Origin of the sequence: Paenibacillus sp. S29 (assembly GCF_049319765.1) — a bacterium.
Lineage (GTDB): Bacteria > Bacillota > Bacilli > Paenibacillales > Paenibacillaceae > Paenibacillus > Paenibacillus polymyxa_B.
In genome coordinates this window covers 1-21791 of record NZ_JBMOUI010000029.1, presented here as the reverse complement: position 1 = coordinate 21791, position 21791 = coordinate 1, and the positions used below count along the sequence as shown (strand labels likewise).

Below are 21791 nucleotides of genomic sequence, written 5' to 3'. Positions count from 1 at the left end.
CTGCCTCCGAAAGAGTATCGGAAGCAGCTTATAGCCTAGGGGCTTTTTTCAGTGTCTATAAAATGGGGTCTTGACCACAGAGCAGAGGGAGTTTTTTTATTCACACAAGGATAAATTCGTAATTATGCTTTAATGAAGGTTGGGTCTTCATACGGCTCGGCAATCCAGCCATTTTCTTCGATGAACAAGCGGATTGCGACGATCTTTTGATTCTCCATTAAAGTGAAGAAGTGAGGTATATTTTCAGGTACGGAGATAACGTCTCCCGGTGAAAGCTCTACGTTAAAATAGCCGATCTCTTCAGGGCCTTTAATGATGAAGATGCCTTTACCAGCGACAATGGCACGAATTTCATCCTCGGTGTGGGTGTGAATTTGCTCAAACTTGGCTAGCAGCTCGTCCAAATTCGGCGTTGCTTCAGATAAAGTGATAACGTCCCATATTTTATATCCGCGACGTGCGGCTAAATCCTTGATTTCGGGTTCAAATGTTTGGAGAACAGCGGCCTTTTGATCATCTGTTAAGGTAAAGTTTTCTTGCAGCTCCCCAGACAATTTGGAAGCATCCCAATGTTCATACAATATCTCGTGACTCTCCAGAAATTCACGTACTTGTTCTTCACCGCTAATTCGTTTATTCGTATTACGTATTAAGATTTCGGCCATATATCTATCCCCTCTTTTCCACTTGGATTAATGATGTATAAAGAATACCATGTCTTGAAACGTTGTACAATACAGGATTTCAACATTTTATAATGCAAATGACTATAGCTAAAGGGTTAGGGTTAAGTACGTTCTGTAATGCTACAAACTATAAAAATGGATTAGAGCAGTCGTTTTTACAAAGAACAACCTGTATAAAACGTATGTTTTTACTTCAATCTATCTAAATGATACGGTTTCTGCTAAACTAGGATTTAACGTTTTGCGGGGGTGAAGAAATTTGGATAAAGTTAGCTTGCAGGATGCATTACAACGAAGAATACTCCTTCTTGATGGGGCCATGGGCACCATGATTCAACAGGAAGACCTTTCCCCCGATGATTTTGGTGGGGAAGAGCTGGAGGGCTGTAATGAAATGCTGGTCTTAACGAGACCAGATGTCATTCAAGGGATTCATGAAGCTTACTTGAAGGCTGGAGCAGACCTAATTGAAACGAATACATTTGGAGCAACATCCGTCGTTTTGGCGGATTACGATATACCAGAACGTGCCCGTGAAATTAATCTGGTGGCGGCCAAACTAGCGCGTAACGCGGTGGATAAATACAGCACTGCGGACAAGCCACGTTTTGTAGTAGGAGCTATGGGCCCAACCACGAAAACCTTGTCTGTCACAGGTGGTGTTACATTTGCTGAGCTGATTGAAAGCTATCAAGAGCAGGCCTTGGCGCTTATTGAAGGCGGCGTGGATGTACTCCTTTTGGAGACCTCACAGGATACGCTTAACGTCAAGGCTGGAAGCATCGGAATTCGGCAGGCTTTTGAGCAGACAGGTATCGAGCTTCCGCTAATGATTTCAGGCACGATTGAGCCAATGGGAACGACGTTGGCCGGACAAAATATCGAATCCTTTTGCATATCACTTGAACACTTACATCCAATTTCGATTGGATTGAATTGTGCTACAGGTCCAGAGTTTATGCGTGATCATATTCGCTCTCTGTCTGAAATGTCCTCTGCAGCTATTAGCTGTTATCCAAATGCGGGCTTGCCCGATGAAAATGGCCAATACCATGAATCGCCTGATTCATTAGCACGTAAAATGGCTGCTTTCGCTGAAAAAGGCTGGCTGAATATTGCTGGGGGTTGTTGTGGTACCACGCCTGAGCATATTCGAGTTATGAGTGAAAGTATGGCGCTGTTTGAGCCGCGTCCGCTGGTAGGTCATCATCCTCCTGCCGTATCAGGCATTGAGCCTGTATACATTGAACAGGACAATCGTCCGTATATGGTTGGTGAGCGAACGAACGTTCTGGGCTCCCGCAAATTCAAGCGTTTGATCGTGGAAGGCAAATATGAAGAGGCATCTGAAATTGCTCGCGCTCAGGTAAAAAGCGGAGCGCATGTCATTGATATTTGTGTGCAGGACCCGGATCGCGATGAAATGACGGATATGGAAGCGTTTTTGAAACTGGTTGTAAACAAGGTAAAAGTACCTTTGGTGATTGATACCACGGATATTAAAGTCATTGATAAAGCACTTCAATATTCGCAAGGTAAGGCGATTATTAACTCCATTAATTTGGAGGATGGTGAAGAGAAATTTGAGAAAATGGCTCCTCTTATTCATAAGTACGGCGCCGCTGTTGTTGTTGGAACCATTGATGAACGCGGACAGGCTATTTCACGTGAGGATAAGCTTGAGGTAGCTAAACGTTCTTATGATCTGTTGGTGAACCGTTACGGTTTGGCAGCGGAGGATCTAATTTTTGATACGCTCGTATTTCCAGTAGGAACAGGTGATGAGCAATATATCGGTTCAGCTAAGGAAACGATTGAGGGCATTCGCATTATTAAAGAAGCGCTTCCCGGGGTACATACCATCCTGGGCATCAGTAACGTATCTTTTGGTTTGCCGGAAGCGGGTCGTGAAGTACTCAATTCCGTCTATTTATATGAATGCACCAAAGCAGGTCTGGACTATGCGATTGTAAACACTGAGAAGCTTGAACGTTATGCATCCATTCCAGAGCATGAGCGGAAACTTGCGGAAGACTTAATCTATAAAACAAATGACGATACTTTATCCGCTTTTGTAGCAGCTTTCCGTAACAAGAAAGTGGAGAAAAAAGAAAAGATATCAAACCTTTCGCTCGAAGAACGACTGGCTTCCTATGTAGTCGAGGGAAGTAAGGAGGGACTCATTCCGGATCTGGAGCAAGCTCTCGTGAAATATTCTTCGCTGGAGATTATTAACGGCCCGCTGATGAAGGGGATGGAGGAAGTAGGACGACTGTTTAACAATAACGAACTGATTGTTGCAGAGGTGCTGCAAAGCGCTGAAGTGATGAAGGCGTCCGTAGCCTATTTAGAGCCGTTCATGGAGAAGAATGAATCCTCAGTAAAAGGTAAGATTTTGTTGGCTACAGTCAAAGGTGATGTGCATGACATTGGTAAGAATCTGGTGGAGATTATTCTATCCAACAATGGTTACCATATCGTGAATCTGGGTATAAAAGTACCACCAGAACGCATTATTGAAGCTTACCGTGAAGAAAAGGCCGATATGATAGGCTTATCCGGACTGCTTGTTAAATCGGCACAACAAATGGTGCTGACCGCACAGGATTTAAAAAATGCGAATATTGATATTCCAATAATGGTGGGTGGAGCTGCTTTAACACGTAAGTTCACTAAAAATCGTATCCGTCCTGAGTATGATGGTCTGGTTGCCTATGCAAAGGATGCTATGGATGGTCTGGATATTGCCAATAAGCTTATGAATCCTGAGTCCCGCAAAAAAATGGCTGAGGACATGGAGGCTGAGCGGGAGGCGGAAGCGGCAATCGTCGTGGAAGCCAAGCCGCTCCCTAAGCTCACTCGAGCTGTGCGCTCTAATATTGCTCAGGATTTGCCCGTTTATATTCCACCAGATACGGATCGCCATGTACTGCGCAACTATCCACTGAATTATATTTTGCCTTACGTGAATATGCAGATGCTAATGGGGCATCATCTTGGTTTAAAAGGCAATGTTGAACAGCTGCTGGCTTCGGAAGATCCGAAAGCGATTCAGTTGAAGGAAACCGTGGACAGCATCATGTTTGAAGCTGTGACAGACGGAATCATCCAGGCACATGCTATGTATCGTTTCTTTCCAGCGCAGTCCCAAGGAGATCAAATTCTGATCTATGATCCCTCGGATGTGAGCAAGGTACTGCACACATTTACATTCCCGCGCCAGCAGGTAGAGCCTTATCTATGTCTGGCTGATTTCTTGAAATCAGTGGAATCCGGAGTTATGGACTATGTAGGTTTCATGGTCGTTACAGCTGGTCATGGGATTCAGCAGATATCTACCCAGTGGAAAGATAAAGGAGATTATCTGCGCTCGCATGCACTTCAAGCGGTAGCACTCGAAGTAGCAGAAGGGTTAGCGGAACGGCTTCACCATATTATCAGGGATAGCTGGGGGTTCCCGGACCCTGCTGATATGACAATGAAACAGCGACACGGTGCCAGATATCAAGGCATTCGGGTATCCTTTGGCTATCCGGCATGTCCAGATCTAGAGGATCAGGGGCCGTTGTTCCAGTTGTTAAAACCTGAGGATATTGGCGTTGAGCTGACGGAAGGGTTTATGATGGAACCGGAGGCTTCTGTATCAGCCATGGTGTTCAGCCACCCTCAGGCGCAGTATTTTAACGTCGAAAAGGTTTAACACCTTTATCAGATGGGATAGCAAATACCCTCCGAGCTTCGGAGGTTTTTTGCTGGTCAGCAGGAAGAAGGTTAATGTTATGGAATTTTATTTTCTCGGTACAAATGCAGGGGTGCCTACGATTCAGCGAAATGTAACGTCCATCGCTCTTCGTTTGCTGGAAGAACGAAGAAGCATGTGGCTGTTCGACTGCGGCGAAGGCACTCAACAAGAGGTATTGCGTTCGCCGCTCAAACTAAGCAGACTTGAAAAAATATTTATCACCCATTTGCATGGGGATCATCTTTTTGGTCTGCCGGGACTGCTGTCGAGCAGAGCGTATCAAGGGGGAACGACACCACTGACGGTATATGGGCCACCTGGAATCCAGCAATATATCGAGCTATCTTTAGGGATCAGCCAATCGCGTATCAATTACCAACTACATATTGTGGAGCATACGGGCGGGGTTCTGTTTGATGACGGACAATTCCGGGTAGAGTCAGCTTTGCTGGATCATCGGATTGACAGCTATGGCTACCGAGTTGTAGAGATGGATAAGCCCGGTAAGCTTAATCAAGAGCTGTTGGAGCGATATGGTATTAAGCCCGGCCCGGTGTACGGTAAGTTAAAGCGTGGGGAAAGCGTGGAGGTAGAGGGTGGAGTTATTTTGCATCCTCAGGATGTACTGGGTTCGCCGAAAAAAGGGCGTATCATCACGATTTTAGGGGATACAAGACCTTGTCCGAATACGGTAGTGCTGGCTCAAGATGCAACTGTCGTCGTTCATGAAGCCACTTTTCTGCATGAACTGGCAGATACAGCTTACGAGTATCATCATAGTACAGCGCTTCAGGCAGCGGAAGCTGCAAAAGCCGCAGGTGCGGGTCAGTTAATCATGACGCATTTTAGTTCTAGGTATAAAGATCAGGAGCAGCTTCAGCCATTGCTGGAGGAAGCGCAAAGCATATTTCCTAATTCATTGCTTGCGGAGCAGCATGTGTTGTTACCGGTACCCGATATCGGTTAATAAAAGATTGGAGAAGATATGTGCATGGGTGCCGGGGCTTGCCTCGGTGCCTTTGTTTTTCACCGAAATTATTTTCCGGGAAAGCGCAGGATGCGACAAGAGATGAGAACCCGTGCAGGGTGGTGGGGGATGAATTTGTTCTACCACATATGGAGGCGTGTCCTATTCGAGTTTCTATATATCGAATTTAAAGGATTATATTTCTTGAGCATGACCAGGAAATACAGGAGATTTCCTTTGAGGAAATAGCGCCTTCGATGGATTTCGACGAAGAAGTGAACTTATGTCATGGGAAAGCGACGGCTTTTAGCGAGGAATGGCACTATTTTGGACGTTTTACCAGCAATTCATGGACTTCATAAGCATTTTTGACTTAAGATAGATGAGATGAATAGAGACGGCCGATTATTTTATGACCTGAATAATTAAGGTGGTTAAATAAGAAGGAGAATATCGTTCATGGGATGAATTATAATTTTTAATGCTATGATGTGAATGGATTTGAAGTGGGGGAGGGGATTGCGATAAAATCGTTACTAATTGATCTGGATGGAACACTTTATCATGGAAATCGGATGATCAAGGGTGCGGATCTGTTCATATCCCAATTGCGTACAGACCAGATACCTTATGCTTATGTTACAAACAATGCTTCACGTACACCCGATTCGGTGGCTGAGCATTTGGTTGGTATGGGAATTGAGGCGACCAGCCATGAAGTATATACTTCGGCGTTAGCAGCTGCACAATATGTTGCACAGCAAAGTCCTGGAGCTCGTGTATATTGTATTGGGGAAACAGGATTACGCGATGCACTCACAGGAGCCGGTTTGCAGCTTGTTGAGAACCATCCTGATTATGTGGTGCAGGGGATAGATCGTCAATTTACATATGATGCGCTGGCCGCTGCCATGCGCTGGATTCGGGAAGGAGCAACTTTTATTTTAACAAACCCGGATCTCCAATTGCCTTCACATGATGGGCTAACGCCAGGTGCAGGTACGATTGGAGCTGCAATTGAAGCGGCTTCACAGGTAAAGCCTATTGTCATCGGCAAGCCTTCAAGCGTATTGATGAACTATGCGCTGAACCGCTTAAACATTAGGGCGGATGAAGCTCTGGTTGTGGGCGATAATATGCTTACAGATATTGCGGCAGGTGCAGCAGCAGGTTGTAAAACAGCTCTGATCCTGTCGGGCGTGACGACCCGCGCAAATATGGACGAGCATGTGCGTACCGTTGGAGTGAAACCTGACCTGATGTTTGACAATCTCGCTGAACTGCAGGACTGGATGAAAGAAGAGCTGAAATAATAGAAAGTATATGTCTTACAAAACTTGCGAGAATTAAAAGCTATGTAGCTACGAAAGGAAAGATGTTGTTATGCCGGAACTTCCTGAAATGGAAAACTACAGAATCTTATTATCAAAACAAATTTTGGACATTCCGATTACTGGAGTGACGGTTAGCCGTGAAAAGTCCATTAATACTGAAGTGGAAACGTTTGAGAAGCAATTGCTGGGAACGACCGTTGTATATTTAGAGCGTCGAGGCAAGCATTTGATTTTTCATTTAAACACGGGCGGGCGGCTCGTACTTCATCTGATGCTCGGAGGACTGTTATATCTGGGAACGGAGGAGCAGCGTCCAGATCGTACAGTTCAGATCGAATTAGATTTTAGTGGAGTAAAGCTTTATTTTATCGGACTCCGCTTAGGTTATCTGCACCTGCTAACGGCTAAAGAAACAGAAGAAGCTTTGTCAGACCTGGGACCTGATCCGTTAGACCGTCGCATGACGTTGGAAAAGTTTACAGCACGGCTGAAGGGACGCCGGGGGATTTTGAAAACAACGCTGGTGAATCAGCAGATTTTTTCGGGTATTGGCAATTGTTATTCAGACGAAATTGCTTATATCGCCGGATTTACACCGGGTTCCAAAGTACAGAACATTGTGCAGTCGCCAGAAAAAGTGGAAAAGCTATATCATGCCACTCAATCCGTACTACGTGAAGCTACAGCGGAAGGCGGGTACATGGAAATGCCTCTAATGGAGGGGGACACGCTAACAGGTGGATTTGATCATCAGTGTCGAGTATATGACCGCGAAGGAGAAGAATCTCCAAGTGGCGGAAAAATTGTAAGGGTTGAACTGGCGGGGAAAAAAGCATTTTATTGCCCGGTACAGCAGCATGATGCCTAAATTGCTCATCGGCTCCCATGTGAGTACGCGTGGTGGCTTTTCCAAAGCCGCTATGCGTGCGCGAGAGCAGGGGGGACGTTCATTTCAATATTTCCCGAAAAATCCTCGTAGTCTTAGGCTGAAGGAATGGAGTGCCACTGATGCTGCTGCTTGCAACGCTTACTGTTTAGAGCACCAGCTTCAATCCATTGCTCATTCACCATATCCCGTTAATCCGGCTCATGGGTCCGAGCGTGGTCAGGAACTTTATGAGTTGACGATTGCTTCATTACGCAATGATCTGGATATTGCTGAAGCTTGTGGGTCAAAAGGGATTGTCGTTCATTTTGGTCATATGCATTCGTTAGACCCTCTAGAGGGCTATCGTAACATCATTAACTGTTTTAATGATGTGCTGGAAGGCTGGCAGGGAAATGCTAAAATATTGATCGAAAATCAGGCGGGAGATCATGGACCCATGGGAACCACGCTTGAGGAAATGGTGCAGATCCGTCAGCTGTGCCGGTATCCTGACAGTATCGGCTTTTGCTTAGACACTTGTCATGCATATGCAGCGGGATTGTGGAACGGTGGAATGGACGAGGCTTTGATCGAAAAAGGGAATCGTCTCGGCTATTGGTCAGCTCTGTGTGGAGTTCATTTGAACGATTCTAAATACCCATATGGCTCTAAAAAAGACAGACATGCTCGTGTGGGACAAGGCTACATTGGTACTGAGGGCATGCGTTGGATGACAGATCAGGAGGCTGTAAGAGGTATTCCTATCGTTTTGGAGAGTGAGACGGGACCTGATGGGACACATCAGGAGGATATTCAAATGATTCTAAGCTGGGAGTAAATCGGTCTGATTGATAATAACTATCTTTGAGGCTTGTGAGCTTGCATATATGGAAAAAGGAGGAGAAGTTGATGTATTTGTTTATGGACGATTATCGGCCTTGTCCTCCGGGTTTTAAGCTGGCAAGAGATGCGGATGAGTGTCTGCTGCTGCTTCATGAATACCCTATTTCGATACTATCGCTAGATTATGATTTGGGTCCAGGTCAGCCTACGGGAAAGGATGTGGCTGCTGCTATCGCAGAGAAACGGTTATATCCACGTGAAATTTACTTGCATTCGTCCAGTCCAGAGGGGCGGCGAGCCATGTATGAGCTACTCTATGCGAATAAGCCAGAGGGAGTCACCGTACATAACGGGCCCATACCCGAAGAGCGTATGCGAGAGATCAGAAAAGGGTCTGAACGATGAAAGAGATCGGACAAAAAGAGGCGCGCCGTGCCATATGGGAGGGATGCAAGCTGGCTTTGTTTGTGTACACTCCCATGTGCGGAACATGCGCGGCTGCCCGTAAAATGCTGGAGGTAGCAGAGCATTTGCTCCCTGAAGAAGCAGTGGTGCAGAGCAACATTAACTATATTCCTGAACTGGTACAGGAGTACCGGATATCAAGCGTTCCCGCGCTTCTTATATATAATGGTGAAAACAAAAATCCTGAAATCATCTACAAAATGGAATCTGTAGAACACTTGCTGAGCAAAATAAGGAGCGTGATGGAATGATATCCATGAAGAGCATTACGTTGCAGCGGGAAGAAAGACGGATTTTGGACGATGTAAGCCTGGACATACGAGAAGGTGAACATTGGGCTATTCTGGGTCGCAATGGTTCCGGTAAAACAACATTGCTGGAAATGATGACAGGATATATGTTTCCAAGTCATGGAACGGTTGAAGTGCTTGGGCAAATGTATGGTCAATGTGATGTGCGGGAAGTTCGCAAACAAATCGGATATATCAGCCAGACCTTGTTGGAAAAGCTGGCGCTAAAAGATCCCGTTTGGGAAGTTGTCGCTACAGGTGCGTATGCTTTTTTGCGCTTTTATCAGGAAATTCCGAGAGGGGCAAAAGAAAAGGCCATATCTTTGCTGGAGGGTATGAATTTAGGCGACTTGATTCATCACCCACTGGGGACGTTATCTCAAGGAGAACGTAAAAAGGTGATGCTGGCCCGCTCACTGATGGCAGAACCTCGTCTGCTGATTATGGACGAGCCTTGTGCCGGGTTGGATCTATTTGAGCGGGAAAAAATGCTGGTCGAGATTGATCGGCTCCGCAAGCGAGACTTATCAGTGGTTTATGTGACTCACCACATTGAGGAGATTGTCCCTCTCTTTACGCATGTTGCATTGATTCGTGATGGTAAGGTCGCAGCAGCTGGACCGAAAAAAGAAGTTTTAACGAAAGAATTGATTATGCACACATATGAAGTTCCGGTTGAGCTGGATTGGGATGGAGAACGTCCCTGGATTCGGGTGTGCACTGGAGGGTAATGTTATTTTGGAGGAACTATATATGAGTACAGATGAACAAAGTGAGTCTACTTTGTCATCATCAAGATTTGTTTGTACGGCCAATCACGGTTTTGCACCCTATGCTCAAGAGGAGCTTAGAAGATTATTTGGCTCTGTAAAAAGCACAATGCTTTTACCTGGTGAAATTTTTCTGGCTACATTACCTGCGGAAGAAATTGAGGCAGTGAGGACAATTACAGCTCAGCCGCCGATGTTTTTACGTCACTTGTTTCCTGTTCATTTTCAGGAAGAAGGAACGGACCTGGTTCAGGTGCAGGAACGGCTGGTTGCATTCATCCGTAACCGCAAGGAACTGATGGATCAACGTGTTTCTTTACAAGTGCGCAAAGGATCTAATAGCAGTTGGACTGAAAGCGCAGGTGCGCTCAAGCAGGCTTTGAGTGAACAAATAAGTGATTTACCTATGGAGCAGACAGTACAAGGCGCCGATGTTATTGTGTCCGTTTTTGCAGATACAGATACGTGGTATGCAGGTGTATCACGTCCTGAGGATAGCCTATCGGATTGGAGCGGAGGCGCGGTTCGTTTTCAAAAAGAAGATGGACAAATTTCTCGTGCCAAATTCAAGCTATTGGAAGCAGAGGCAACGTTCGGCATAGATTTTGGTGCTTTCCGTCAGGGACTGGATATTGGGGCAGCACCAGGTGGATGGACTTCCTTCTTACTGGAGCGGGGACTGAAAGTTACAGCGGTTGATCCGGCAAAGATGGAGCCATCACTGATGAAGTACGCCAATCTGACTTTTTTGCGTAAAAATGCAAGTGAAGTCAAATTTAAAGAGAATTCGTTCGATCTGCTGGTTTGTGATATGAGCTGGAGTCCTAAGCAAATGGCAAGGCTCGTTACTGATTTACTATATAGTTTGCGAAGTGGTGGTACTGCTATCGTTACGGTCAAGCTAATGCATAAAAAGCCCTTGGCGCTCATTCATGATGTAATTGCTTCATTTGAGGAGTCCGGCATGCAGATTCAGCGAGCTAAGCAGCTATTCCATAACCGAGATGAAATTACCCTGTACATGATCAAGTATGGAAAATAATACTTTACAATAGATACAGGTGTGCTATATAATAAATCCAAATTGTTCCTTAAAAATAATAATCATGTTTAAATCAAGGGAAAGCATCCCGCGAAAACGGTTTTCATGGCGACATGGAAATTTGATTTTGCGGCAGCTTTCCCTTTTTTGCGTTGTCTGCTTTAGAAAGGAGGTAGGAGAATAATGGAGCAACCATCACAGTTGGAATTCGGATCCATTGTCGGTGAGCGTTACCGTATTGTTCGCACATTGGGTTCGGGAGGAATGAGCCGCGTGTTCATGGCAGAGGATTTAAAACTGCCAGGCAAGCAATGGGCGGTGAAGGAGTCGGTTGCCGGGCCACAAGTGATGAAGCTTGTACGTACGGAGGCAGAGATGCTGATTTCGCTAAGTCATCCACGTTTACCGAGAATTGTTGATTTTTTTGAGCATCCTCGATCTGGTGCGGTATACCTGGTCATGGATTACATCGAGGGAATTACGCTGGAAGCATACATGAAGGGCTATGAAGGCTATATTCCACAGGAGCAGATCGTCCCATTCGCTTTGCAGGTACTGGATGTGTTGGATTATTTGCATACCCGTCAACCGCCAGTCATTTACCGGGATCTGAAACCGACGAATATTATGCTGACACCGGAAATGGAATTTATACTGATTGATTTTGGAATAGCGAGGAGCTATAAGGCTGAACTGGATCAAGATACGGTAAAGCTGGGCACAGTGGGCTTCGCTGCCCCGGAGCAATATGGAGCAGGTCAGACGGATGCTCGTTCAGACTTATACAGTTTGGGAGCGCTGCTATTGTATCTATGTACAGGAGGCAAATATAGCGAGTGGACTGCGGGAGTAGAAGGGTATATTCGCGGAGAATTGCCCCGCCATTTGATCCCGGTGATTCGAAAACTGCTGCGTCAGCATCCTGAGGAACGATTTCAATCTGCCGGGGAGGTCATTGGAGAACTGCGGCACAGTGCGGATTTTCAGCCTGCTCAACAAGGAATATCCGTTAATGATGCCTCAATGGATTATGCAGGTACAAGGGTAGTGGCTGTATTGGGTGTCTCTGCCGGCTCCGGTGCTACTCATACAGCAATTGCGGTGAGCCACTATCTGGCTCGAAGGTCCCGCTCTGTAGCTTTGGTTGAGCTGCACAGCACAGCCAAAGCATTTGCCCGACTTCAAGAAGTCGTAGAAGGCACATCCGTTGGACAATCGAGTTCAAGTCGGCGTTTTGAAGTTGATGGAGTACACTACTGGCGGCAAACATCTCGTGCGGATGTCATTTCTTTGTTGGGTGGCTCCTATAGATTTATCGTACTGGACCTGGGGAGTGGGCAGGACAATGAACGACTGGAAGAATTCTTGAGAGCCGATTATCCGCTTGTCATTGGCTCAGGGGCCGAATGGAGAGTTCAGGATATAGCAGGGCTAGCCCGATCTCTTCAGCGCCACCCACAGCATAAATGGAATTACTGCTTGCCATTGGCAACCTCGGAGGCGGTTCGTAGGCTTCGTAAGGAGCTGGATCACGATAAAGTATTTGCTTTACCGTTCCACTCAGACCCCTTCGAACGAGATGATGAGGTGGATCAGGTGCTGGACGAGCTGTTTCGCGGAGTCATTCCAGATACCCGGAAAAAACGCTTCGGATTCCTTAAACGACAGCGCTAAATAGAACGGTATATATCAAAAAGAGGCAGGGGAGAAGTTGTGTGTCCAAGCTAAGAAAAAGCAGTAAACAAAAGCTATACGCCGGTTGTATTGGCGCAGGGATTGTTGGCATTATCTTTGCTGGCTACCTTATGGTTAATATCCATAAAATGGATGAGATCAGGAAACAGGCTGAAGTAGAGGCAGAGCAGAAATGGAAAGTGTATGAGCAGGAGCAACGAACCGCGAAAAAAGGTTGGGCGGTTGTCCGTGACATTTCTCCAGGCGAACAGATTGCATCTAATGATTTGAAGGGAATTAAAGTTCCCGGTTCTCAGGCCCCATCAAATTTGCTGACAGATAAAAGTGAGGTTTCCGGTACCACAGCCAAGATTGAGCTAAAAAAGGGATCTGTGCTTACATCGGCCATGATTACTGCTGATGAGCCCACATCTAAAGATTTACGCAACCGTGAGCTAAAGGTGGTAGTATTGCCCAACAGCCTCAAGTCGGGTGACGAAGTGGATATCCGCATTCAATTTCCAACAGGGCAGGATTACATTCTATTATCTAAGAAGAAGATTTCTCGACTGGAAGGTCCAATTGTCTGGGTCACTTTGAATGAGCAGGAAATATTATCACTTTCGAGTGCGATTGTTGATGCTTATTTGCATAAAGCATCTATCTATGCCCTGACATATGTCGATCCCCAATTTCAGCCCAAGGCAATCCCGACCTATCCGCCTAATGCGCAGGTGTTAGCGTTAATGAATAGTGATCCGAATTTGATACGCGTTGCTGAACAAAAGCTGTCCAAGCAGCTGCGGGATTCGCTTGAAAATGCAATTAATGCGTCAAACAATGTGATTTCAACACCCGTGGAAAGAAGTCTGAGTGAGGAAATTGTAGCCCAGCATGCGGGTGCTACTATAGAAAACCCAGCAAGCGGGATTGATGCTACAAGAAATGAATATGAGAACGAGCAGGATCATCAAGAACAAACAAAGATTCTGACGCAGGGCGGAAGCTCTGATCCGTATGCCAAATAAATGAGAGAAAAGGAACGGAAGTATGAAAACATGGATATTTGCCGGGCTTTGTGACAAAAGCGATACCTTGTTATATATCAGCAGCATATTAGCAGCTTCCGGCCAACAGGTACTGCTTGTGGATGCTACGCTGCGGGGACAGTATCGGTATAGCATAGGGATGCTCGACAAACCACTTCCCATTACGCAGTTTAGTGGTTTTGATGTAGCAATTGGATTTACAGCATGGGAAGACCTGCATACCGTTATGATGACTGATCAAAAGGCGGAGCAGGCTTATGACATTGTTATTTTGGATGTAGAGTTACCTGATTTTTGTCCAATTTCTGTTTGGAAAGGGGCAGAACTGCGAGTTTGGGTCAGTGATTATAGCCGTATGCTAATGCACAACGGACAGAATTGGCTTGAGCATTTATTCAGTCAACCCGAATTCCCCAAAGATCTTGTATTTCACAAGCTATTTTTACAGGCTGTGGATTGTGGTGTGGAGGAGCCGTATCTGTGGGAATACATGAACCATTTCCCGGCTTCTTGGCAGCAAGAGCCATATGTTCTGCCATGGGATGAGGGGCTGCTTGCTCTGAAACTGGAAAATGAGCATAAAAAACAGCTACTACTAAAACCGCTATCCAGAATGTATAAGAAAGAATTATGCCGTTGTATTGGGGAATGGATGAGTTGGGAATTAAAAGTGAGTCGTCGTGCACTAAAGCGTGCGGAAAGGAGTAGAGCATGAGTACCATTTTGTTTTGGAGCCCCATTAAGGGGGCTAGTGGAAGTAGCTCTTTGACGGCAGCAATAGCAATTACCATAGGCAATCTATATAGAGGAAGACTATTATTGACTCATTTAGGTCGTAGATATACCGGTATTGAATCAGGATTACCTATACAGGAGTATGGTATGGACGATCCAACCCTACAGCTTCAGGAAGGGGGCTGGGATGCTGCCGCACGTTTAGTTCTGCGAGGGACACTGTCTAAAGAAAATATTCGTAATTATACGACACCTGTACTCGAACATACTTTGGATGTACTTGAGGGAACCTCCAGCTTTGGAGCTGCACCGCCGTTACTATCTCCAGGGCTTGTACGGGCAGTAATAGATACAGCGAATCAATATTATGATTTAACGCTGATTGATGCAGGAAGTGGAGCAGGGTGGGGGGCTGTACAGCATGAAGCATGTGCACGAGCCAAACTGGCCGTTCTTTCACTCACTCAGAATATGCGAGAATTAGATGCTTATTTTGAATCCGTGTCTCCGTTATCTACCTACTCATCATTGCCCTTATTAATAGTACTTGGGAAATATGATGTGCATTCTCAAGTGAATGAAATGAATATTCGCAGGAGATATGGCTACAAAGGTGCTTTGTATACAGTCCCTTATAGCACCGGATTTATGGACGCATGGAACCGCAGGGATGTGATCGGCCATGTGCAACGTGAGGTACGAAGTGGAAAAGAGCAGCATCGCAAGCTTTTTATGCCCGTAGGATGGGCGCAGAGTATACGACATATCAGCAAAGCTATTCTGGAGGCGGCAGAGTCCGATCTTCGGCTCAAGGCTTTGGAGAGGGGCGCTTAAATGCTGTCCGCTCAAATGATCAACGGATTGATTCTTACCTGCATAGTACTGATGTGCATCGTACTGATTATTGTTAAATATCGAGGGAATCTTCACTCGCGACATTCAACCCTTCGGGTAGAAAAAAAGAACGAAGATGCCACATTCGAAACATTAATAGAGTATATCAAAAATGCACTTCATGAACTGAGTCATAGCCAGATGGCGGATGCCGGATTGCATGAAGAGGAATATAGACGGCGTATCCATCAAAGGGCGGAACTACGCAGGGCGTTAAAGGACTGTGCCAATGGCAGCATTGGAGATAAACGTTTTGTTAAAAATCTGATGGCTGAGCTTCTGATTAACGGTTACGGCTTGAACGAGAAAATCGTCGATACTGTTATGCCATTCTCCAGACCTGAGTTGTTTAGCATACAGGATCAATTCGAAATTATATTTTACCAATACCAGCAGAAGTTTGGCGCTGATGCACTATCACGTTTATTGGATACTTATGACTTGGCCGAAATGAGGTATTCACAGCAAGGTGAAGAAGATGGAAGTTATCTCGTTACCGCAGAGGATATTCGTTATATCTATGACTGTGAGTACCGCCCTCTTTCCTTTTTGGAGAAAGTGGATATTATTGTCCAGCGCATTTATCAGCATTACAAAGGCTTTTCCGTCATTGATGATATTCGTGACCAGCGGATCGACGGTGTAAGTGGGGGTGTCAGTGGTATGCCGGAAGGTGGGATTCCTGCATCATCAGACTGGCCTTCGGATGGGTATGCATTTGAACAAACATCTGCGTCTACTGCCAATGGTTATGAGAGCGTGTGGATTTTTTATAAAGGTAAAACGATCCATCTTTCGTTTCTTTCCTTCGGATCTGAGCGTGAACTTAAAAGGGTGTGCCAAAATATTTACAAATACAATTACCCGGGCCAGCTTTCCGAAGCGAATGGTTATAAGGTCAACGAAATGAAGGATGGGTCACGGGTAGTGGTGGTGCGCCCTCCTTTCTCAGAATCGTGGGCTTTCTTTGTTCGTAAATTCGATATTCAAAGCGCATCGCTGGAACAGTTAATTAAGGGACAGAATGCTGATTTTCCAATCCAACTACTTTCTTATTTAATGAAAGGCAGCCGGATTACTGCTATTACAGGCGCGCAGGGTTCAGGTAAGACGACGTTGTTAATGGCGATGGTCAAGCATATTTATGCTTCGTATACGCTTCGTGTTCAGGAAATGGCCTTTGAACTGCATCTGCGCAGCATTTACAGTCGCCGTAACATTCTTACCTTTCGAGAAACGGACCATATTTCAGGACAACAAGGGCTTGACTTGCAGAAAAAAACAGATGGAACCGTCAATATCCTAGGCGAAGTAGCAAGTGATGAAGTAGCTGCTTGGATGATTCAAATGTCGCAGGTTGCCAGTCTGTTCACCATTTTTACTCATCATGCCAAAACATTTCGTGATCTCGTGTTTTCACTTCGTAATTCATTGCTCAAAACAGGAGTATTTCAGCATGAAGGCATCGCTGAGGAACAGGTAGTTCATGCCATTAACTTTGATGTGCATCTCAAACGTGATGCGGAGGGGCGACGCTACATCGAACGGATCACAGAATGTGTGCCGTGTGACCCGGATCATACGGATGCAGGCTCCAATGCTTCATTGAGCTACAGTTATCGCCACGTTATGGAATATCGGAACGGAAGCTATATACCGATGGAGCCCTTAACAGCCAAAAGTGCAAAAGAAATGTGTGAGCAGATGAATGTAAAGGATGCCAGAGATTTCCGCAGTTTTTTGACCCGCTATTGGGAGGAAGACTATGAGTCTTAAAGAAATTTCATTATGGATTTTACTTATATCAGGTGGGAGCTTTGCGCTTCTATATATAGTTTTGTGGGGGTTGCATAAGCGTAGTAGTCATGCAGTTCGCAGAGGACGAATTTATTCTGTGCAGGAAGGACGTAAGGGAAAAGCGGTACTGCAACGTGAGCTGCAAGCCTTACTGCATAAGTTGTACACGCTATGTATGAAGGTCCCTTTCTTATCTGGCTACATCACGAGTGTACGTAAGCGACTAGCTGGTCAGCATGCCTACGATGAGTACAAGCTTCGCCTACAGACTATGAAGATGACACTGTTCATCTGGGGGGCTTTTGCTTGCAGTGGCGTTGTACTGGTCATGATGAAGCCAGGAATAGAGTTTGCTATATTGGCCGTTTTATGCGGAGTGGTAATCAACAGTCTTATTTTGGATATGGCCATTAGCCGGATGGAAAAAAGGCTACTTGCACAGATGATCGAATTATTCGCCAATGTACGTCATTATTACCATCAGCACGGTATGGTGGAGGAAGCCATATCCGAAGCGGCCGATTTGGCGGAGGCAGAGGCTGGGAGACACGCACGACTCATCCATGAGGCGCTAACAGATGTTGATCCCCACGAAGCATTGGAAAGATACTATGAGTCGGCTCCTAATCGATTTTTAAAAGCATTTGCCGGTATCTCGTATATGGTAATGGAGTTTGGTGATCGGATTGAGGAGGGGGGCTCCATTTATTTGAAGGGGCTCGGCAGTCTCGCACGCGAAATCCAGTTGGAGTTGCTGCGAAGAAATAAACTGGACTATCTATTAAAAAGTCTAAACGTGATCGCACTGGCACCTGTTTTCTTTACCACCCCAATCGAGACATGGGCGAGATCCAGCTTTCCATCCATGGATGAGTTTTATCAGGGAAAATTGGGTTATATCACGAAATTGTCCGTTTATATTGTGATAATCGTATCTTATTTTCTGTTACAGAAGCTTCAACAGACCGATGAAACAGGATATCGTGCGGGTAGAGGACGGAGGGTTTGGGAACAGAAGCTATACCGTTTTCCCATCATCCGTAATGTGGTGGATTCTTTAATTCCGCGTCAACATATATCTTCTTATTTCCAGATAACCCGTCTATTAAAAGAAAGTGGTGCGGAGATAAAGCTGGAGTGGCTCTACATACGCAGAATGGCTCTTTTTATCGTAGGTTTGGTGCTCAGTATTAGTACGATATTTTTTTTACATGAAGCTGAGAAAACGCATATCCTTCACGCCCCGGTACAATCGGGTCAAATGTTTGGACATTTAAGTCCGATGGAGCAAAAAGAAGCTTTGAAGCAGAGTGGGATTGATCGCAAAATCATGCATTTGCTGAACATGAGAGCGGACAGCACATACGAACGAACGTACGCTGCTTTGGAACATAATGCCAATGGAACTGTTACTCCTGAACAGCTATCCACAAATACTCGGCGTATTCTCCAAAAGCTGAAAGATTGGAATGATGAATACATCAAGTGGTGGGAAGTGCTGATTAGTTTGATTGTTGGGTATGTAGCCTATCAAATGCCTATGCTTTTATTATATTTGCAACGAAAAATGCGTCGGTTGGATATGAGGCACGAGGTGTATCAATTTCAAACAGTTATTTCCATTTTGCGGGTTATGGAACGAATGTCAGTCGAGGAAATATTGGAGTGGCTGAACAGATTTTCAGTTATATTCAAAAGACCTCTGCAAAAATGTTTGCTTCATTATGAACATGGGCCAGAGGCAGCTCTTGACTTATTAAAAGAAGAGGCACCTTTGCCGGAGTTTCAGCGTCTAGTGGACAAGCTCCATTTGTCTTTGGGTAAAATTACGATTCGAGAGGCCTTTGATGATTTGGAATCCCATATGTCTTACTATTTCGAACAAAGAAAACAGGAGTATGAAAAAATAATAGACAGCAAGGCTATCTGGGGAAGGATGATTGGTTTTGCCCCGATGTATGGTCTTATCTTTTTATATTTGGTGATTCCGTTGATCGGCATGAGTTTTGTTCAAATGGATAACTATTATGAGCAAATACAAAAAATTCAGTAAGAAAGTTCTATTATGACTAATACAAAATAACAAGCTGAGGAGAGAAAAATAATGAATAACGCATCAACAGCTTTAAAGGTAGCCGCTGGGATATTTTTGACCATCGCTCTAATTACGATTGTAGTTATACTGTTTATTTCAGCCCAGGAGGCGACTAAAACGGCACAAAACAATTTTGCTGATATCCAGACCGAATTGTCTCAAGCCTCTTTTACGGTATATGACGGCACAACGATTAGTGGTTCCCAGGTGACCAACGCGCTACGGAAGTTTCAGGGGAAGGACCAATTCGGCATTCAGATTAAAACCGGTAAAAATATGGCAGGCCAGTGGTACGGTAATGCTCTGAACATTAGCCCAGACAGTGAACAGTATGGCGCAGTGAATGGTGGCAGTGATAAGACTGGGAAAATCACGAATACGCTTAATGAGAAAGAGAATGAATACGTAAATCCAAGTGGCAAATTCAAGGCTGAAATCGTAAAGGACAAATCGAACGTTGTCCGTGGGTTGTTGTTTACCCAGTCCTAAGCACTACAGCAAAGATAATAATCATAAGGGGGATGGAGTATGTCTGATCACGCTTCAAGTATGCTGAGGCTTGGTGTGTCAGTTATTCTGTTCATAACCGCATGTGTAACGGCAGCAGACTTGTCCAGCCAGCTGGATGGTGCACTGGAATTAAGATCACAGCAAGAGGAGCATTCTGAAGGGCGAATAGCCCGTACTGCTGGGGTGGGATTGCCGGAACGGATTAAAGGAACACAGGTCATACAGGCAATTCGCATGAACTTACAGGAGGGGATTTCGGTTCAAGTCGACGGGACAGAGTACGATGTGTATTCTGAACCATTTGAGCCTGATGTATCTGCCCTGGATACTTCCTCTTTATATTCCATGTATCCACAGCGTAATGGGAATGGGGACATAACATCTGTACGTTTTGAGAAATTGGGGGAAGACTGAAGTGGTTCAAACAATATCCAAGTTGTTGGGGACGCTGCTCGCTGTATTGCTTTTGTACATCGTACCCGCAGTTCAAGCTGCTGAACGGCAGGATGATATATCCGGGTTAAATACATATCATTCAACTGTACGTTTTGTTGATATGGTAAGAACCAAAGGTTACATTACACCGACGATGTATAACGATTTTATGCGTGATCTGGAATTGACAGGCAATACGTACGAAGTTGACTTGGAGCATATGCACAAAAAGTATGTACCGGACTATGCAGATGCCGCGAAGCCAGACAGTTTTCTAGGCAACTATGAAACTGTATATGATGGGTACTATAATCCGCAAATCTTGCCTGTACTGTTTCCTGACAATCAGCAGCCAAAATCAGATCAGACACGTCGGTATACCTTGATGGCCGGGGATTATTTTACGGTCCGGTTACATAATACGAATCGGACTCCTGCGAACTTGTACAAATCATGGCTTCTCGGTGAGGCAGATAGCGGCAAGCCGGCAGTTACAGCTTCTTACGGGGGCATGGTTCTGAATGAAGATTACTGATTTTGCAGTCATATTTATACTTTTGTTTTTGCCCTTTGGTGTAGTTAGTGACTTACGGGTGCAGAATCAGCGTGAAGTGCAGCAGCTAGAAATGAAATATACGTCGGCTCTCCGTACCGCAGTTCAGGATGCAGGGGTCGTGCTCTCACAGAATGAACGTCAGGAACGCGAGGCCGGATACGGATCGGATAAGTTTTTTCGTGTAGATAAAGAAGCAGCGCTGAACACGTTCCTGCATACCCTTTTTCTTAATGTAGGCATTGATGAGGATATAGTAGCACAACGTGCATTATTGGATTATATACCAGCCATTGTAATTCTGGATTATGACGGTTATTATGCGTTCACTTCAGAAGCCTATACAGACGAGCGTGGACAAGCTGCTATTGCCCACAAATGGAGCGAAAAAAAGCCATATGCCTATGTTGATTCAGTAGGCAACAGTGTGGGGTTCAGCTTGGATAATTATGTGCACGCATACGATGCGCGGAATCACAGGTGGGTGGAGGGCTTTCAAAAGGAACTTCAGGATCAGACTCCTATATCTTTACTGAATAATTCAGAAGCTTTTGAGCAAATACGTCGTTCCACTATTGTTGGCAGCGTTCAAGAGGACCTGGCGCGAATGATTAATGTCCATAACGAAAAAGCTGCACGTAACGGCATATCCTATACATTCACACTACCGATCATTCCGCAAGAGGAGTGGTACAACACGATAGATGATGTGGGTCTGATCGCGTTTATCCAAGGCATCCCGGTCGGAGACAGGTATTACAATAACTATGGATTTGGTGGTGGGAGAGTCGTCAGAAAGCAAAACATTATCGGTGGCATAGAACCAGATACTAGAATGAAATATTTCTATAGAGATTCATGTCCAGCTCCCTTTAAAGCGAGTGAACGTTTTACGGATGAAAAATCTGCAGCAGCTGCGGGATACTTTGAGTACAAATGTTATAATGGCTTAAAATAATCACCCTTGGTCAAGACCCCATTTTATAGACACTAAAAAAAGACCCTAGGCTATAAGCTGCTTCCGATACTCTTTCGGAGGCAG

20 protein-coding genes are annotated in these 21791 nt (G+C 45.2%); 19 read left to right on the top strand and 1 reads right to left on the bottom strand.

The genetic code is table 11. The features are described 5' to 3' along the window. Positions 1 to 122: 122 nt before the first annotated feature. Positions 123 to 665, bottom strand: coding sequence for a 1,2-dihydroxy-3-keto-5-methylthiopentene dioxygenase (locus tag ACL9RM_RS25915; protein ID WP_250268513.1), 543 nt, complete (start codon positions 663 to 665; stop codon positions 123 to 125). Positions 666 to 945: 280 nt separating this feature from the next. On the opposite strand from ACL9RM_RS25915, the gene metH reads away from it, so the two are divergent. The 19 genes from metH (at position 946) to ACL9RM_RS25820 (ending at position 21707) form a co-directional block, all read left to right on the top strand. Next, complete coding sequence (gene metH / locus ACL9RM_RS25910) at positions 946 to 4386, top strand: methionine synthase (protein ID WP_250268512.1); 3441 nt, start codon at positions 946 to 948, stop codon at positions 4384 to 4386. A 79-nt stretch (positions 4387 to 4465) separates the two neighbouring features. Further along, a complete protein-coding gene (gene rnz / locus ACL9RM_RS25905; RefSeq protein ID WP_103049124.1) occupies positions 4466 to 5395 on the top strand; it encodes a ribonuclease Z in 930 nt (309 codons plus the stop codon). 506 nt (positions 5396 to 5901) lie between these two features. Next, positions 5902 to 6708, top strand: a complete 807-nt coding sequence (locus tag ACL9RM_RS25900; protein WP_414126674.1) for a TIGR01457 family HAD-type hydrolase — start codon at positions 5902 to 5904, stop codon at positions 6706 to 6708. A gap of 70 nt (positions 6709 to 6778) precedes the next feature. Next, complete coding sequence (locus ACL9RM_RS25895) at positions 6779 to 7597, top strand: Fpg/Nei family DNA glycosylase (RefSeq protein WP_061831515.1); 819 nt, start codon at positions 6779 to 6781, stop codon at positions 7595 to 7597. Further along, complete coding sequence (locus ACL9RM_RS25890; protein WP_250261192.1) at positions 7587 to 8435, top strand: deoxyribonuclease IV; 849 nt, start codon at positions 7587 to 7589, stop codon at positions 8433 to 8435. The genes ACL9RM_RS25895 and ACL9RM_RS25890 overlap by 11 nt, the downstream gene beginning before the upstream one ends. Before the next feature lie 71 nt (positions 8436 to 8506). Then, the gene (locus tag ACL9RM_RS25885; protein ID WP_235309667.1) at positions 8507 to 8845 is read left to right on the top strand and encodes a cyclic-phosphate processing receiver domain-containing protein; all 339 of its coding nucleotides are present in this window, start codon (positions 8507 to 8509) and stop codon (positions 8843 to 8845) included. Further along, positions 8842 to 9156, top strand: coding sequence for a thioredoxin family protein (locus tag ACL9RM_RS25880; protein WP_061831513.1), 315 nt, complete (start codon positions 8842 to 8844; stop codon positions 9154 to 9156). The genes ACL9RM_RS25885 and ACL9RM_RS25880 overlap by 4 nt, the downstream gene beginning before the upstream one ends. Next, entirely contained in the window at positions 9153 to 9926 is a 774-nt protein-coding gene (locus ACL9RM_RS25875; protein WP_250268511.1) for an ABC transporter ATP-binding protein, read from the top strand. Before ACL9RM_RS25880 ends, ACL9RM_RS25875 begins: the two co-directional genes overlap by 4 nt. 22 nt (positions 9927 to 9948) lie before the next feature. Beyond that, a complete protein-coding gene (locus ACL9RM_RS25870; protein ID WP_250268510.1) occupies positions 9949 to 11007 on the top strand; it encodes an SAM-dependent methyltransferase in 1059 nt (352 codons plus the stop codon). Between the two features lie 180 nt (positions 11008 to 11187). Continuing rightward, positions 11188 to 12681 (top strand): serine/threonine-protein kinase, encoded by a 1494-nt coding sequence (locus tag ACL9RM_RS25865; RefSeq protein ID WP_250268928.1) that lies wholly within the window; start codon positions 11188 to 11190, stop codon positions 12679 to 12681. Positions 12682 to 12722: 41 nt separating this feature from the next. Continuing rightward, positions 12723 to 13709 (top strand): SAF domain-containing protein, encoded by a 987-nt coding sequence (locus tag ACL9RM_RS25860; protein ID WP_250268509.1) that lies wholly within the window; start codon positions 12723 to 12725, stop codon positions 13707 to 13709. Positions 13710 to 13731: 22 nt separating this feature from the next. After that, positions 13732 to 14445 (top strand): hypothetical protein, encoded by a 714-nt coding sequence (locus ACL9RM_RS25855; RefSeq protein WP_061831508.1) that lies wholly within the window; start codon positions 13732 to 13734, stop codon positions 14443 to 14445. Further along, entirely contained in the window at positions 14442 to 15299 is an 858-nt protein-coding gene (locus ACL9RM_RS25850; protein WP_250268508.1) for a hypothetical protein, read from the top strand. Before ACL9RM_RS25855 ends, ACL9RM_RS25850 begins: the two co-directional genes overlap by 4 nt. Beyond that, positions 15300 to 17135 carry an ATPase, T2SS/T4P/T4SS family gene (locus ACL9RM_RS25845; RefSeq protein ID WP_250268507.1) on the top strand — a complete coding sequence of 612 codons (1836 nt, stop codon included), beginning with the start codon at positions 15300 to 15302 and terminating at the stop codon, positions 17133 to 17135. Next, entirely contained in the window at positions 17125 to 19209 is a 2085-nt protein-coding gene (locus ACL9RM_RS25840) for a hypothetical protein (protein ID WP_250268506.1), read from the top strand. The genes ACL9RM_RS25845 and ACL9RM_RS25840 overlap by 11 nt, the downstream gene beginning before the upstream one ends. Before the next feature lie 51 nt (positions 19210 to 19260). Then, positions 19261 to 19740 (top strand): hypothetical protein, encoded by a 480-nt coding sequence (locus ACL9RM_RS25835; RefSeq protein WP_023988985.1) that lies wholly within the window; start codon positions 19261 to 19263, stop codon positions 19738 to 19740. 39 nt (positions 19741 to 19779) lie between these two features. Beyond that, the gene (locus tag ACL9RM_RS25830) at positions 19780 to 20175 is read left to right on the top strand and encodes a hypothetical protein (protein ID WP_061831504.1); all 396 of its coding nucleotides are present in this window, start codon (positions 19780 to 19782) and stop codon (positions 20173 to 20175) included. 1 nt (position 20176) lies between these two features. After that, on the top strand, positions 20177 to 20731 hold the full coding sequence (locus tag ACL9RM_RS25825; protein WP_250268505.1) for a hypothetical protein: 555 nt from the start codon (positions 20177 to 20179) through the stop codon (positions 20729 to 20731). Further along, positions 20718 to 21707 carry a hypothetical protein gene (locus ACL9RM_RS25820; RefSeq protein WP_250268504.1) on the top strand — a complete coding sequence of 330 codons (990 nt, stop codon included), beginning with the start codon at positions 20718 to 20720 and terminating at the stop codon, positions 21705 to 21707. The genes ACL9RM_RS25825 and ACL9RM_RS25820 overlap by 14 nt, the downstream gene beginning before the upstream one ends. Positions 21708 to 21791: the final 84 nt, after the last annotated feature.

Excerpts from the sequence above, each read along its gene's own strand:
- rnz (WP_103049124.1), top strand. The coding sequence starts at position 4,466 with ATGGAATTTTATTTTCTCGGTACAAATGCAGGGGTGCCTACGATTCAG.
- ACL9RM_RS25870 (WP_250268510.1), top strand. The coding sequence starts at position 9,949 with ATGAGTACAGATGAACAAAGTGAGTCTACTTTGTCATCATCAAGATTT.
- ACL9RM_RS25890 (WP_250261192.1), top strand. The coding sequence starts at position 7,587 with ATGATGCCTAAATTGCTCATCGGCTCCCATGTGAGTACGCGTGGTGGC.
- ACL9RM_RS25845 (WP_250268507.1), top strand. The coding sequence starts at position 15,300 with ATGCTGTCCGCTCAAATGATCAACGGATTGATTCTTACCTGCATAGTA.
- ACL9RM_RS25820 (WP_250268504.1), top strand. The coding sequence starts at position 20,718 with ATGAAGATTACTGATTTTGCAGTCATATTTATACTTTTGTTTTTGCCC.
- ACL9RM_RS25915 (WP_250268513.1), bottom strand. The coding sequence starts at position 665 with ATGGCCGAAATCTTAATACGTAATACGAATAAACGAATTAGCGGTGAA.
- ACL9RM_RS25840 (WP_250268506.1), top strand. The coding sequence starts at position 17,125 with ATGAGTCTTAAAGAAATTTCATTATGGATTTTACTTATATCAGGTGGG.
- ACL9RM_RS25885 (WP_235309667.1), top strand. The coding sequence starts at position 8,507 with ATGTATTTGTTTATGGACGATTATCGGCCTTGTCCTCCGGGTTTTAAG.
- ACL9RM_RS25875 (WP_250268511.1), top strand. The coding sequence starts at position 9,153 with ATGATATCCATGAAGAGCATTACGTTGCAGCGGGAAGAAAGACGGATT.
- ACL9RM_RS25850 (WP_250268508.1), top strand. The coding sequence starts at position 14,442 with ATGAGTACCATTTTGTTTTGGAGCCCCATTAAGGGGGCTAGTGGAAGT.
- ACL9RM_RS25835 (WP_023988985.1), top strand. The coding sequence starts at position 19,261 with ATGAATAACGCATCAACAGCTTTAAAGGTAGCCGCTGGGATATTTTTG.
- ACL9RM_RS25880 (WP_061831513.1), top strand. The coding sequence starts at position 8,842 with ATGAAAGAGATCGGACAAAAAGAGGCGCGCCGTGCCATATGGGAGGGA.
- ACL9RM_RS25895 (WP_061831515.1), top strand. The coding sequence starts at position 6,779 with ATGCCGGAACTTCCTGAAATGGAAAACTACAGAATCTTATTATCAAAA.
- ACL9RM_RS25855 (WP_061831508.1), top strand. The coding sequence starts at position 13,732 with ATGAAAACATGGATATTTGCCGGGCTTTGTGACAAAAGCGATACCTTG.
- ACL9RM_RS25830 (WP_061831504.1), top strand. The coding sequence starts at position 19,780 with ATGTCTGATCACGCTTCAAGTATGCTGAGGCTTGGTGTGTCAGTTATT.